The organism is Nocardioides sp. L-11A, assembly GCA_029961745.1.
GTDB lineage: Bacteria > Actinomycetota > Actinomycetes > Propionibacteriales > Nocardioidaceae > Nocardioides.
On sequence record CP124680.1, the window covers coordinates 353,176 to 367,587 of the forward strand.

A 14,412-nucleotide genomic window follows, 5' to 3' on the forward strand; every position below is an offset into this window, starting at 1 on the left:
ACCTCTACCGTTGTCCCCGTGCTGCCGACCTCCCTCGCCGTCCCGCTCCGGGACGCCCTGCTCGCCGCCGACTTCACCTACGACGTGGTCAGCGACCTGCTCGGCCCCGAGGCCCACCAGGCGCTCTCGCGCAACGAGACCACACCCGGCCGGCGTCGTACGACGGACGGAGGTCCGCTCGCGACGCTGATCCGCCTCTTCCTGCTGCAGACCTCCGTGCCGGTGGCGGACGCCGAGCGGGCACTGCCGGGGTTGGTCGACCCGCTCGCCAACGCGGGCGCCCTGGCCCGGAGCGTGGGAGAGGTCGCGGCGCGGCTCGACGTGCGTCCCTACGGCTCGGAGGAGGGCGACCTGTGGGTCGTCAGCGACCTGACGCCGGGGCTCGACGGCATGGCGACGGCGGTGACCGGCGACTACGTGCTCGGGATCAGCCCGGCGTCGTCGAGCCTCGCGCAGCTGACCCTGCGCCACGACGTCGGCACCGCGCTCGATCTCGGCACCGGCTGCGGCGTCCAGGCGCTGCACCTGGCCGCCCACAGCGACCGCGTGGTCGCCACCGACGTCAACCAGCGAGCGCTGGCGATCGCCCGCTTCAACGCGGCGCTCAACGACGTCGACGACAAGGTCGACGTCCGGGACGGCTCGTTCTTCGCGCCGGTCGCGGGAGAGCGGTTCGACCTGATCGCCACCAACCCGCCGTTCGTGATCTCGCCGGCCACCGGCGAGCGCCTGGTCTACCGCGACTCCGGCCTGCCCGGTGACCAGGTCGTCGAGCACATCGTCCGCACCGCCCCCGACCACCTCACCGACGGCGGCTGGTGCCAGGTGCTCGCCAACTGGGTGATCGACCGCGACCGGCCGTGGGACGAGCGGCTCGCGAGCTGGCTGCCCGACGAGTGCGACGCCCTCGTCGTCCAGCGCGAGGTGCTCGACCCGGCGTCGTACGTCGAGCTGTGGCTCAAGGACTCGGGCCACCACCCCGCGACCGGCGGCGACCCGGCGACCTACGCACAGCGCTACGACACCTGGCTGTCGTGGCTGGAGCAGCAGGGGGTGGGCGGGATCGGCTTCGGGTGGATCAACCTGCGACGCCGCGCGGACGCCGCGCCCGGTGCGCTGACTCGCGACCTCCTCGAGTGGCCTTACGACGTCGAGCAGCCGATCGCGCCCGCGATCGCCGCCTGGGCGGAGTCCGCGCAGGCCGCGCGGGCGCTCGACGCCGACACCCGACTGGTGCTCCGCGAGGACGTGCTCCAGGAGACCAGCGGTCCGGTCGGCGCCGAGGACCCGGCGACCATCGTGCTGCGTCAGCAGCGCGGCTTCCGCCGAGCCCGCCAGGTCGACACCGTGGTGGCCGCCGTCGCCGGCGCGTGCGACGGCGACCTGCCCGTCGGCCCGCTGGTCGACGCCGTCGGACAGCTGCTCGACCGCGACCCGGCCAGCCTGCGCGAGGTCTACCTCCCCGAGCTCGGCGAGCTGGTCGCCGAGGGCTTCCTCGGGCCCGCGGACTGACCCCCGCGCCCTAGGCTGGGCCCGTGACCAACGCAGGCTGGTACCCCGACCCCGCAGGCGCGCCCGACACCTACCGCTACTGGGACGGTCAGGCGTGGAGCCAGATGACGACCACGCAGCCGTCCGGGGGCGCCCGGCCCGACGGCGCGGCCGCGACTCCGCCCCCGGCGGAGCCCACCGTGGCGCCGCCCGCGCCGTACGGCGCCGTGCCGGCCTCGCCGCCGCCCCCACCGCCGCCCAGCCCCTACGGCGACCAGGGCGGCTACGGCGGCTACGGAGGCCAGGTCGGCGGGGGCTACGGCCAGCAGTGGAGCCCCACGCCCACGCCGGGCGGGGGCGGGTCGGGCAACAAGACCGTCCTGATCGTGATCGCCGCCGTGGTGGCGCTGGTGCTGCTCGGCGTGGGCGGCTTCTTCGGCATCCGTGCGCTCGTGGGGGACGACGAGGACAAGAAGGCCGACGACGACAGCTCGCAGACCGACGAGTCCGAGCCGACCGAGGGCACCGACGGCACCGAGGAGTCCGACGAGCCCGACCCGAGCGACGGGTCGTCGAGCACCGTCCGGCCGACCGGCATCCAGTGCACGGGCGGCGCGCCGGCCCCGTCGGCCACGCTCGACCCCGCGGCCACCGAGCTCACCGGCGGCCGGCTGACGATCCCGCGCCAGCCGGACCACGCCCTCGTCGGGGGCGACCAGGTGGAGCTCAACTTCGCCAACGGGCTCGTGCTGCAGTACGCCAATGTCGACGAGAGCTGGGTCACCCTCACCGGCGTCGGCGGGCTCGCGAAGGCCAACGGCTTCGACGACATCGCCACCGCGGCCGAGGTCGTCATGCAGTGCCTGACCGGGAATGACAAGGTCTACCGGGGCTTCACGGGCCGCACGGACCTCACCAACGAGGAGATCAGCGTCGACGGCAAGCCGGCGTACCGGATCACCGCCGAGGTCCGGGTCACCGACCCCGAGGTCACGGTGGAGGGCGATGTCACCGACGTGATCGTCGTCGACACGGGCGATCCCAGCGAGTTCGGCATCTACATCGGCATGGCCGCGATCGGCGACGACGCCCTGATCAGCGCCAACGAGGCGGTCATCGACCAGATCAAGGTCGGCTGACCACCCCTCCGGGACGGGCGGGGGCGCTCGCGGCTCGGACCCGCTGTAACACGTCGTTCGCGGATCTACTCGCCAGAAGTCGTCGCGAAATCACGTCGACAACGGGCTGGAACACACGACAACGGGCTGCTGGAGCGGCGGACTACGTGTTACAGCGGCAACGAGGATCCCAGTGCAGCGAACCACGTGTTACAGCCGCTCGCTCACCCCGACGGACGACCACTCTGGACGCCGGGAGAGGGCTCGCTGGACAACACGCGCTACCGTGACACCGCCGAATCAGGCAGTGAACGAGTAGTGGAGAAGGTCCCTGTGTCCCACAAGCTGGTGATCGTCGAGTCGCCCGCCAAGGCCCGCACCATCGGCGGGTACCTCGGCGACGGCTATGTCGTCGAGTCCTCGATCGGCCACATCCGTGACCTCCCCAACAACGCCGCCGACACCCCGGCGAAGATCAAGGACAAGCCGTGGGGGCGGCTCGCGATCGATGTCGACAACGGGTTCGAGCCCTACTACGTCGTGCCCCGCGACAAGAAGAGCCACATCTCCAAGCTGAAGAGCCTGCTCAAGGACGCCGACGAGCTCTTCCTCGCCACCGATGAGGACCGCGAGGGCGAGGCGATCGCCTGGCACCTCCTCGACGAGCTGAAGCCGAAGAACATCCCGGTCAAGCGGATGGTCTTCCACGAGATCACCAAAGCGGCCATCCAGGAGGCGGCCGCGAACCCGCGCGAGCTCGACATGGACCTGGTCGAGGCGCAGGAGACCCGCCGGCTGCTCGACCGCCTCTACGGCTACGAGGTCTCGCCGGTGCTGTGGCGCAAGGTCATGTCGGGCCTGTCCGCGGGCCGGGTGCAGTCGGTCGCGACCCGGCTCGTCGTGGACCGCGAGAAGGAGCGGATGGCCTTCAAGGTCGCCTCCTACTGGGACCTCGAGGGCACCTTCGACGCCGGCAGCAAGCACGACCAGCGGATGTTCCCCGCCAAGATCCACAGCGTCGACGGCACCCGTGTCGCGTCCGGCTCGAACTTCGGCCAGGACGGTCAGCTCAAGGCCAGGGCGGACGTCGTCCACCTCGACCAGCGCCGGGCCCAGGACCTCGTCGCGGCACTCGCCGACACGGCGTACGACGTCCGGTCGGTCGAGGCCAAGCCGTACCGCCGCTCGCCGTACCCGCCCTTCCGCACCACCACGCTGCAGCAGGAGGCCAGCCGCAAGCTCGGCATGAGCGCGAGCGTGACGATGAGCGTCGCGCAGCGGCTCTACGAGAACGGCTTCATCACCTACATGCGTACCGACAGCACCACGCTGTCGGGCAGCGCGATCGGCGCCGCCCGGGCGCAGGTCCAGGAGCTGTACGGCGCCGAGTACCTCCCTGACGCGCCGCGGACCTACGCCAGCAAGGTCAAGAACGCCCAGGAGGCGCACGAGGCGATCCGCCCCGCGGGCGACTCCTTCCGGACGCCGGCCCAGACCGGGCTCACCGGCGACCAGTTCCGGGTCTACGAGCTGATCTGGATGCGCACCGTCGCCTCCCAGATGAAGGACGCTGTGGGCCAGTCGGTGACGATCCGGCTCGGGGGCGCCGCCGCCACCGGCGAGGACGTCGTCTTCTCCGCGTCGGGCCGGGTGATCACCTTCCACGGCTTCCTCAAGGCCTACGTCGAGGGCACCGACGACAACGCCGCGAAGGACGACCAGGAGACCCGGCTGCCCAACCTGGCCGAGGGCGACCCGGTCTCCGCCGCGTCGCTGTCCGCCAACGGCCACGAGACCAAGCCGCCGGCCCGCTACACCGAGGCCACGCTGATCAAGGAGCTGGAGGACCGGCAGATCGGCCGGCCCTCGACGTACGCCTCGATCATCGGGACGATCCTCAACCGCGGCTACGTCTACAAGAAGGGCACCGCCCTGGTGCCGGCGTGGATCGCGTTCTCCGTGGTCCGGCTGCTCACCGAGCACTTCACCCGGTTGATCGACTACCAGTTCACCGCCGGCATGGAGGACGTCCTCGACGACATCGCCCGCGGCGACAAGAGCCGGGTCGCCGAGCTGACCGAGTTCTACTACGGCTCCGACACGCTCGCCGGCCTCAAGCGGCTCGTCGACGACCTCGGCGACATCGACGCCAAGGCGCTGGCGACCTTCCCGGTGGGCGATCCGGAGGACGGCATCGACCTGCGGGTCGGCAAGTACGGCCCCTACCTCGAGGGACCGGGCGACGACGGCGCACCGGCCGGCAAGCGCGCGAACGTGCCCGACGACCTGCCGCCCGACGAGCTGACGCTCGAGAAGGCCAAGGAGCTGCTCGCCAACCCGTCCGGCGAGGAGATCGACCTCGGCATCCACCCGGAGACCGGCCTGCAGGTCGTCGCCAAGAACGGCCGCTTCGGCCCGTACGTCACCGAGGTGCTGCCCGAGGACGCGCCCAAGAACGCCAAGCCGCGCACCGGATCGCTGTTCAAGTCGATGTCGCTCGACACGGTGACCCTCGAGGACGCGATCAAGCTGATCTCGCTGCCCCGTGTCGTCGGCGCCGGCGAGGACGGCGAGGAGATCACCGCCCAGAACGGCCGCTACGGCCCGTACCTCAAGAAGGGCACCGACTCCCGCTCGCTCACCAGCGAGGACCAGATCTTCGGGATCACCCTCGACGAGGCGCTGAAGATCTACAGCCAGCCCAAGCAGCGCGGCCGCGCCGCCGCGGCCCCGCCGCTCAAGGAGCTGGGCAACGACCCCGTCTCCGGGCAGCCGGTGGTCGTCAAGGCCGGCCGGTTCGGCGAGTACGTCACCGACGGCGAGTACAACGCGACGCTGCGCAAGGACGACTCGGTCCAGGACATCACCCTGGAGCGGGCCGCCGAGCTGCTCGCCGAGCGCCGCGCCAAGGGGCCGGCCAAGAAGGCCGCCAAGCGGGGCGCGAAGAAGACCGCGGCGAAGAAGACGCCGGCCAAGAAGGCGGCCGCCAAGAAGACCACCGCCAAGAAGACGGCGGCGAAGAAGGCCGCCAAGAAGTCCTGAGTCGCGGGTTTGCAGGAATCGCCGGTCGACCGGCGATTCCTGCACTTGTCGGGCGTTGCAACGCCCGCCCAGTGACAGAATTGCGCGACAAGTCCCGGTCAGTCGGGCTCCTGCCAGGCGCGGAACTCGGCGGCCACGACGGCAGCGACCCGGGTCCTCAGGACACGCGGGAGGGTACGTCGCGGGTGTGTCCCGGCCCCCACCCGTGGCAGCTGTCGCCCCCGTCTCGTAGGTTCACCTCGTGACCTCCTCCGCGAGCCGCCGCTGGCCCGGCCAGTACGCCGACACCGGTGTCTTCGTCTGCTTCGAGGGCGGCGAGGGCGGCGGCAAGTCCACCCAGTCGCGGCTGCTGCACGACCGGCTCACCGAGCGCGGGTACGCCGTGCGGCTCACCCACGAGCCCGGCGACACCCCGGTCGGCAAGGACCTGCGCCGGATCGTGCTCAGTCCCGAGACCGGCGAGCTCGCCCACAAGACCGAGTTCCTGCTCTACGCCGCCGACAAGGCCGAGCACGTCGAGACGCTGGTCCGCCCGGCGCTCGCGCGGGGCGAGGTGGTCATCACCGACCGGTACGTCGACTCGACCCTCGCCTACCAGGGCGCCGGCCGGGCGCTCGACCGCGACGAGCTCGAGGACGTCTCCCGCTGGGCCACCGGCGACCTGCGCCCCCACCTGACCATCGTGCTCGACCTCGAGCCCGAGGCGGGCCTGGGCCGGTTCGAGGGCCGCGACCGGATCGAGGGCGAGGGCCTGGAGTTCCACCTGCGGGTCCGCCGCTCCTTCCTGGAGCTCGCCCGCCGCAACCCCGAGCACTACGCCGTGATCGACGCGCGGGCGCCGATCGAGGAGATCGCCGCCGAGATCGCCGGCCGGATCGAGCCGCTGCTGGGCCAGGCGACCAGGAGCGTGCCGTGACCGTCTGGGACACCCTCGTGGGCCAGCGCACCGTCGTCACCGCTCTCCAGCAGGCGGTCGCGGGACAGGGCATGACCCACGCCTGGCTGTTCACCGGCCCGCCGGGCTCGGGGCGCTCCAACGCCGCGATCGCGTTCACCGCGGCGCTCCAGTGCCCCCAGGGCGGAGCCGGGCCCGACTGCCCCGCGACCTGCCACGCCTGCCACACGGTCCTCGCCGGCTCGCACGCCGACGTGTCCGTGGTGCGCACCGAGAAGCTCTCCATCGGCGTCGACGAGGTGCGCGACCTGGTCCGCCGGGCGTCGCTGAGCCCGATGGGCGACCGGTGGCAGATCCTCATCGTCGAGGACGCCGACCGGCTCACCGAGCAGGCCTGCAACGCGCTCCTCAAGGCGATCGAGGAGCCCAACGGCCGCACCATCTGGATGCTCTGCGCGCCCACCGTCGAGGACGTCCTCCCGACCATCCGCTCCCGCTGCCGGCTGGTCACCCTCTCGACGCCGACCGCCGAGGAGGTCGCCGGCTTCCTGGTCGCGCGCGGCGTCGCGGAGCCGCTGGCGTCGTACGCCGCCCGGGCCAGCCAGGGCCACATCGGCCGGGCCCGTGCCCTGGCCTTCGACGAGGCGGTCCGCACCCGGCGGCAGGAGGTCGTGTCGATGCCGGCGCGGCTGACCACGCTCGGCCGGTGCATGGACGCCGCGACGCGGCTCGCGTCGACCGCGAAGGACGAGGCCGACGCGATCACCGCCGAGCTCGACGCCCGGGAGAAGACCGACCTCGACGCGGCGTACGGCGTGGTCGAGCGGGGGCGTCGCCCGCGCGAGTACGGCCCCGCGCTGGCCGCTCTCGAGAAGGGCCAGCGGACCCGCGCCAAGCGGCGCCACCTCGACGTCGTCGACCGCGGCCTGACCGACCTGATGTCGGTCTACCGCGACGCCATCGCGGTCGCCAGCCATGCGCCCGGGGCGCTGGTCAACGAGGAGATCCGCGACCAGGTCGAGGCGATCGTCGAGACCTCCACCCCCGAGCTCAACCTGCGCCGGATCGGCTGGATCTTCGCCGCGCGGGAGCAGATGTTGGAGTTCAACGTGCCGGTGGCTTTGGCCCTGGAGTCGATGATGGTGGCATTGAAGGCACCACAGCGGTGATGCCGACAGCATGACCCGGCCGACATGACCCCCACATCATGAGGAGCAATGCGTGAGCAAGCGGACCCTGATCGTCGCGGTCGTCACCGTATGGGCGCTGGTGGTGGCAGGGGCGGTCGGTGTCGGCGTCGTCCTGCTCAGCGATGCGGGCGACGACGGGCCCGGCGACTCCGGTGTGCAGGCGGGGCCGTCCGGGACGACCAAGGGGCCGGACGGGCGCACGCTGGAGGACTTCTACGACCAGGACATCGCCTGGGCCCGGTGCGAACAGAACGAGTGCGGCACCCTCGAGGTCCCCTTCGACTACCAGAACCCGGGTGACGGTTCGCTGCAGCTGGCGGTCGAGCGCGCCACCGCGACCGGTGACAAGATCGGCTCGCTGGTCGTCAACCCGGGCGGCCCCGGCGCCCCGGGCACCGACACCGTCACCGACGCGGACCTCTACTTCGCCGACGAGCTGCGGTCGGCGTACGACATCGTCGGGTTCGACCCCCGCGGCACCGGCGACTCCGCCCCGGTCGACTGCCTGACCGACGAGGCCCTCGACGCGTACGTCGCCGCCGACCCCGACCCGGACACCCCGGAGGAGGTCGAGCAGTCGAAGGAGAACTCCGTCCAGTTCTGGACCGGCTGCGCGGCCCGCTCCGGCGCCGTCGGCGGCCACGTCAGCACCGTCGAGGCCGCGCGCGACATGGACGTCCTGCGCTCCGCGCTCGGCGAGGACACGCTCGACTACTTCGGCTTCTCCTACGGCACCCGCCTCGGCGCGACGTACGCCGAGCTGTTCCCCGACAAGGTGGGCCGGATGGCGCTGGACGGCGCCGTCGACCCGTCGCTGTCGGCCCGCGACGGCGCGCTGAGCCAGGCGAAGGGCTTCGAGACGGCGCTGCGCTCCTACCTCCAGAACTGCGTCGACGACGGCGGCTGCTTCCTCGGCGACAGCGTCGACGCCGGCCTGGCGACGATCAAGGACCTGCTCACCAGCATCGACGAGAAGCCGCTGCCGACCAGCGACGCCGAGGACCGCGAGCTGACCGTCGGGCTGGCGTTCTACGGTCTGATCCTGCCGCTCTACAGCGAGGACAACTGGAGCTTCCTCGACCAGGGGCTGGAGCAAGCGCTCGACGGCGACGGCTCGACACTGCTGGTGCTCGCCGACTTCTACGGCTCGCGGGAGAAGGGCACCTACACCGACAACAGCCTCGAGGCGATCTCGGTCATCAACTGCCTCGACGACCCCTGGTCGATCACCGCCGACGAGGTGCCCGCCCAGTTCGCCGACTTCGAGGAGGCCTCGCCCACCTTCGGCGACGTCTTCGCGTGGGGGCTCACGGCCTGCGACGGGATCCCCTTCACGTCCACCGACGAGCCGGACCTGCAGATCGACGGTTCGGGGGCTGCGCCGATCGTGGTCCTCGGTACGACGCGCGACCCCGCGACGCCGTACGAGGAGGCGGTCGCGATGGCCGACCAGCTCGAGTCGGGCGTGCTGGTGAGCCGTGAGGGCGACGGGCACACGGCGTACAACAAGGGGAACGCGTGCATCGACGACGCCGTGCACGGGTACCTCATCGACGGCACCGTCCCGGAGGACGGGCTGACCTGCTGACCCGGGTCCTCGGGCGGGTCAGACCGGCTCGATGATCGCCTGGATCCGTTGGGTGGCGAGCTCGATCATCAGCCGGGCCGCCGGCGTGAGGGTCGCGCCCGCGCGGTGCACGATGGCCAGCGTGTCGTAGAGCCGCGGGCGCAGTGACACCCAGCCGGCGTTCGGCGCGAGCCGGGGGAGCAGCTGCACCGCGGCGCCCTTGTTGGTGACGGTGTCGGCCAGGCCGCGTCCGACGAGCTCGACCGCGGTCTCGACGTCCTCGACCTCGATCCGGGTGCCGGGGTTGTAGCCGGCCTCGTGCAGCATCCGCCGCAGCACGATCCGCGCCGAGTCGGAGTCGCGGTAGGTGCTCTCCGCCATGACCAGCGGCGCCTCGGCGAGGCGCTTCGCCGTCACCGGCGACGTCAAGCGGGCGGGGGCGGCGGAGACATAGACGAGCTCGTCGCGGGCGATCGGCGTGATCGCCATGCCCTCGCTGGACAGCCCAGCCACAGCGATCATCGCCGCCTCCAGGTGCCCGCGGCGCAGGTTCTCCTGCACGTCCATCGAGTGTCGGCCGACCAGCTCGACCCGGACGCCGGGATAGCGCTCGAGTACGTCGGCGACCAGGCCCGCTCCGCCGTACAGACGGGCGACGCCGAACATCCCGAACCGGATCGTCCCCGTTTCGAACGACCGGATGCTCGCCACCGCGCGCTGCGCCTCGTCGGCCGCCGCGAGCACCTTCTCCGCGTGCGGCCGGAAGGTGTCCGCCGCCGTCGTCGGCACCACCCCGCGCCCGACCCGGCGGAATAGCGGTACGCCGAGGTGCCTCTCCAGGGTGCGCACCTGCTCCGACACCGACGGCTGCGCGTAGCCCAGCTCCTCGGCCGCCCGAGTCAGGGACCGGTGCTCGTAGGTGGCCAGGAAGCAGGTCAGCTGGTGCAGCGACAGCATCGACGCTCCCTTCCGCAGCGGCAGCGAGCCCTAGGTAATCCCTAGGAGAGCGGCAGGAAAGAGAGCCTACCCCTTGTCGTCGCAGCGCCGGACAATAGAAGGGTCACCGATCTGTCCGGATGCTCGAAGGAGGCCTCCCATGTTCACCCACCACTGCACGTCCTGCGAGCGGCGCGAGCTGATCTTCCCCGACCAGCTCACCGGCCTCGACAACGTCGCCGACGGCTTCCAGGTCCACTTCACCTGCTGGTGCGGCGCCCCCCAGACCCACTTCACCGCTCGCGAGGTCGCCGCCGCCTGACTTGCTCGGGGGCGTGGCCCGGCGGTCGGGTCGGGGCGATTCGCCCTCGCGTCGGTCGCGTCGGTATGCTTCCGCGGTCGCCCTCGGGCGGCAGGCCGCCTTAGCTCAGTCGGTAGAGCGAATCACTCGTAATGATTAGGTCGTCGGTTCGATTCCGACAGGCGGCTCGAAAGTGGCCCTGACCTGCGGAGACGCTTGCCAGGGCCACCTCTGTTTTGGCGGCGACCCTGGTGACGAGTTGTTGACGAGGATGCCGGCGTAGCCGAGCAGCGTGCGACGAGGGCGGCCGACGTGGTCTGGGCGAGTGCCCACTTGCGGGTGAGTCGCGGGTCTCGCTGCGCATCTCCGGCATCGGGCCACCGCGACACGTTCGAACAAATGTTCGAAATGGTCGTCTGGGGCGGTAGACTGCTGCGTACGCAGCAGGACACGCCGGCGAGAATGCGGGACCGGCGAGTCAGGAACGAGTAGGTACGTTAGGTTTGTCAGGACAACTTGACGCTAGAAGGTGGGCATGATGCAGCAGACGAGTTGGTTCAGGGAAGAGTTCGAGCGGGCAAAGAAGCGCAACGCCGACCTGCCGCCCCACGCTCGCATGATCGTCACCAGCCCAACGCTCAGTGCTCATAGCCGAGCGGTGTCCCCTTCGGGACAAGCCGAAGCTACGACCCAGGATGATGAATAGAAACGACGGGGACGACACACTCGTCTCGGCGGCAGCGTTCCTTCCGCTCATCTTGGCCTCGCCCTGCGTTTCTGGAAACGACGGAACGTTTCCCCTCGACCGGATCCGGATGCAGAAGGCTGTCTTCCTCGTAACGCGTGAAGCAAGCGGCATGCGTCGTGACCGCAAAGAGGCCTCCCTCCTGCGCCAGTGGAGTGATGCCTACGTCTATGAGCCCTACAACTGGGGTCCCTACAGTTCGAGACTGAACGACGATCTCGGCACCCTGCAACGTCGTGGTTTGATGATCCTCAGCTTTGCTGGGGATGCACGATACGGACGCTACGTCCTCACTCAGTCTGGTGTTGGGCTCGTCGAGAGAGTCTGGCACTCCATTGGCAGAGACACGTGCGACCTGCTAGCAAGCGTCCGGACTTGGGTCACCAGCAGAGATTTCAACTCCCTTCTTAGGGAGGTCTACGAGGAGTTTCCCGAATACGCGACGAAGTCGCGTTGGAACGAGCGCCGATGACTGTCGCGATCGCTATCCCTTGCATCGACGGGATCGTCCTTGCTGCGGACAGCATGGGGCACGCTGAGCGGATCGCCACCAAGGTCGAGAAGGTCAGCGTCATCGCATCCCACCGGCTCACCGTCGCTACTAGTGGTAGCGAATTTATGACCCAAGCATTGTTGGATGCTGTCCGGAAGCAACTGCCCGAGACTGAATTAGCGAAGCTCGTCGCTGGCCTCGGCCCTGGAATCACCGCTGCCCGGCAGATTCCGCGAGCACCCGAGCCTGGGGCAGCGTCGCCTCATGGCCTCGAGGCTCTCTTCGCATTCTGGTCTGGGTCTGCCCCATCGGTCGTTCACCTACCGGACGACTTGGCCTGCGTCGAATGTATAGGTAAGCCGTTCGTAGCGGCTGGTTCAGCGGCAGACTTCGCAAACGTTGTGTTCGAGACGCTCAGCCACCTAGTCGACGAACGTCCGACGGTGACGCAAGGAAAGTTGCTCGCCTACCGCGTCGTTAGCACGGTTTGCCAAGTTTCGTCCTGGGGTGTGGGGTTGCCGGTGCAGATGTCCACTGTCACGGAGCGAGGCGCTGAACTCGTTCCTAGTGCTGAACTTGAGCAGCTCAATGCGGGGGTGGCGGGTTGGCTCGCAGTCGAGAGTACATATCTCGGCGAAGTCGTCGGTATCGGAGAATTGCCCTCTGAGGCTACGGACGAGCGATCGCGGTTTGAGGCTGGGTGAAGCGACCGCCGGACGCCTTGCTTAAGAGGCTGATCACCCCCGTGCCCACGGGCTCCATCAGATCTCGCTGGTCTCATCGAAGGAGCGCTCTATCGCCGGGGCCCAGTCTGTATTGACCAGAAGTTCAAATGCAGCCTCGTAAAACTGGCCCTCTGCGGTCACCAAGTTGTTGAGAAGTTGGGCGTCAGTCACCACCCTTGGCAAGGCCTCATCGGGCTTCCACGTGCCGTACGTCCCGGTCAGGTTGTCGCGGCTTCGTCCAGTCATTCGGAAGACCGACCGGTAGAAGCGTGGCGCCACGCCGCTGTAAGGCTCGAACGAGACCATATTCTTGCTTGCCGTCTCGGACACCTCGTTCGAGAACATCTTGCTGACCTGTGACTTGGGATATGGGTCGACGTAGATCACCCTTGAGATTCCCGACGCAATAATCAATCGGGCGCACTCGTGGCATGGATACGTCGTTGTGTACATAGTTCTCTCTGCCAGAGAAACGCCACGCCGTGCGGCCGTACAGATGGCCGCCATCTCGGCGTGGGCGACTCGCGCGAACTCTAAAAGATCGGCGATTCTACTTTTTTCAAGTGGTCCGCCATTTGACATGGCGTCACGCGCCAACTTCTCTGGCTTCGTCTCCTTGAACTTTGGATCGAGCCACCCCGAGTCGCTCAGAGAGCTGAGGATGTCGGCGACAATTGCAACTTTCTGTCTGGCGTTCTCATCGTAACCGATCTTGAAGTCGCGCAGATCTGGAACGTCGCCCACCCAGTACTGCCCGCCATGCGGCTTCGGGATCTCGTTGACTCCGCTGACTACGACTTCGCCCTCTGTGTCGACCACCACAGCGCCGACCTGGCGGCCGGCGTCAGACGAGCGGAGGCTGGCACCCGCCGCGACAAACATGGCGTGCTCATCCGCAGTTGGTGTTTCGAAGTAGGAACCGAACAGCAATCTCACGAACCGTGCGACCTCGCTGGCAGAGTCATGTCCAGGTGTGACGGTCACAAAGGCGTCGGCAAGCTCGTAGGTTTCGCGAACTCTTTGCCCGAACTGTCGACTCGCGTCCTTCTCGTCGCGCACCATCAGACGGCGGATGTGGTGGGCATACCACTCCTCAGTCATGCCAGGGTGTTGACTCTGCAGCCGTCGCTCCACGGCGGCCTCACGCTGCTCTTCCGTCGACCAGACGCCTAGCAGCGCGAACCGCGGGCCGTAGATACTACGAAGTGCGTCCACTTCCTGCGGATGCTTCAACTGGCGAATCACAGTCGCGACGTTCTGTCGCTCCTCGTCTGGATCTGTGCCATCCGCGGCGGCCGCGACCGCGCGACTGTGAGCGATCCGCCCGACAGCCAGGACAGCGGCCGCAGCGCCGTGGTTCAGGCCGTCCCTCAACGCGTCGCCTTGGTCCATCAGCCTGTCGATCTTCGTCCGCTTCTCAGTGACCGGGATGTCGATCTTCTCCGAGGCCATGAAGTCATCGATCAGAGAGCTCACACGCACGTGCTCAACGCGATACGCGACCGACACGAATGCCGCTCCCAGCTCTGTGCAGATCTGATCCAGGTCGGTACCCATCGCACCGACCAGCCCGACGACGACCTCTCCCCGATCTACCCGTCGCCCCTTGAAAAGAGGGGTGATGCTGTCCTCGGGGGCTGTGGACATGTTGACAAACTCCAACGTTCTCGAAGGAACGGCCTGGGCCGCACCAGTTGGGAAACCTGACGCCCGAGAGACGTCAGGATAGAGCGATCCTTGACTCGACCGCGGGACTTCCGAGATGTTCCACTTGTGCCGCACCAGGCGCGGTCGTACGCGGTGTCGAGAGCCACGGTCAGTCTCGGTCGCTTCTTCGGTATGTCTGAAGCTCCAGATGGCCTTGTTCCACGACAGGACGCCGGGCCGCTGGGAGGCGCGTTGGACGATG

Annotated in this window: 11 protein-coding genes and 1 tRNA gene; 10 read left to right on the forward strand and 2 right to left on the reverse strand. The window is 68.9% G+C overall.

From position 1 onward, the window contains the following. Nucleotides 1-18 precede the first annotated feature (18 nt). From QJ852_01635 to QJ852_01660, 6 genes are all read left to right on the forward strand, one after another. Nucleotides 19-1,512, forward strand: coding sequence for a class I SAM-dependent methyltransferase (locus tag QJ852_01635; GenBank protein WGX97147.1), 1,494 nt, complete (start codon nucleotides 19-21; stop codon nucleotides 1,510-1,512). A 23-nt stretch (nucleotides 1,513-1,535) separates the two neighbouring features. Next, nucleotides 1,536-2,630, forward strand: coding sequence for a DUF2510 domain-containing protein (locus tag QJ852_01640; protein WGX97148.1), 1,095 nt, complete (start codon nucleotides 1,536-1,538; stop codon nucleotides 2,628-2,630). A gap of 312 nt (nucleotides 2,631-2,942) precedes the next feature. After that, on the forward strand, nucleotides 2,943-5,651 hold the full coding sequence (gene topA / locus QJ852_01645) for a type I DNA topoisomerase (protein WGX97149.1): 2,709 nt from the start codon (nucleotides 2,943-2,945) through the stop codon (nucleotides 5,649-5,651). A gap of 241 nt (nucleotides 5,652-5,892) precedes the next feature. After that, entirely contained in the window at nucleotides 5,893-6,567 is a 675-nt protein-coding gene (gene tmk / locus QJ852_01650; GenBank protein WGX97150.1) for a dTMP kinase, read from the forward strand. Next, a complete protein-coding gene (locus QJ852_01655; GenBank protein ID WGX97151.1) occupies nucleotides 6,564-7,715 on the forward strand; it encodes a DNA polymerase III subunit delta' in 1,152 nt (383 codons plus the stop codon). The genes tmk and QJ852_01655 overlap by 4 nt, the downstream gene beginning before the upstream one ends. Nucleotides 7,716-7,767: 52 nt before the next feature. Next, nucleotides 7,768-9,324 (forward strand): alpha/beta hydrolase, encoded by a 1,557-nt coding sequence (locus tag QJ852_01660; protein WGX97152.1) that lies wholly within the window; start codon nucleotides 7,768-7,770, stop codon nucleotides 9,322-9,324. Between the two features lie 18 nt (nucleotides 9,325-9,342). Here QJ852_01660 and QJ852_01665 read toward each other — a convergent pair whose 3' ends face one another. Next, complete coding sequence (locus tag QJ852_01665; GenBank protein ID WGX97153.1) at nucleotides 9,343-10,260, reverse strand: LysR family transcriptional regulator; 918 nt, start codon at nucleotides 10,258-10,260, stop codon at nucleotides 9,343-9,345. 139 nt (nucleotides 10,261-10,399) lie between these two features. Between QJ852_01665 and QJ852_01670 the strand changes: the two genes are divergently transcribed. The 4 genes from QJ852_01670 (at nucleotide 10,400) to QJ852_01685 (ending at nucleotide 12,482) form a co-directional block, all read left to right on the forward strand. After that, the gene (locus QJ852_01670) at nucleotides 10,400-10,561 is read left to right on the forward strand and encodes a hypothetical protein (GenBank protein WGX97154.1); all 162 of its coding nucleotides are present in this window, start codon (nucleotides 10,400-10,402) and stop codon (nucleotides 10,559-10,561) included. A gap of 94 nt (nucleotides 10,562-10,655) precedes the next feature. Further along, nucleotides 10,656-10,728, forward strand: a tRNA-Thr gene (locus QJ852_01675). Nucleotides 10,729-11,181: 453 nt separating this feature from the next. Then, nucleotides 11,182-11,757: a hypothetical protein gene (locus QJ852_01680; GenBank protein ID WGX97155.1), complete on the forward strand. Its 576-nt coding sequence runs from the start codon at nucleotides 11,182-11,184 to the stop codon at nucleotides 11,755-11,757. Beyond that, nucleotides 11,754-12,482: a hypothetical protein gene (locus tag QJ852_01685; GenBank protein WGX97156.1), complete on the forward strand. Its 729-nt coding sequence runs from the start codon at nucleotides 11,754-11,756 to the stop codon at nucleotides 12,480-12,482. Before QJ852_01680 ends, QJ852_01685 begins: the two co-directional genes overlap by 4 nt. Nucleotides 12,483-12,539: 57 nt before the next feature. On the opposite strand, the gene QJ852_01690 is transcribed toward QJ852_01685, so the two are convergent. Next, complete coding sequence (locus tag QJ852_01690; GenBank protein ID WGX97157.1) at nucleotides 12,540-14,150, reverse strand: anti-phage dCTP deaminase; 1,611 nt, start codon at nucleotides 14,148-14,150, stop codon at nucleotides 12,540-12,542. Nucleotides 14,151-14,412: the final 262 nt, after the last annotated feature.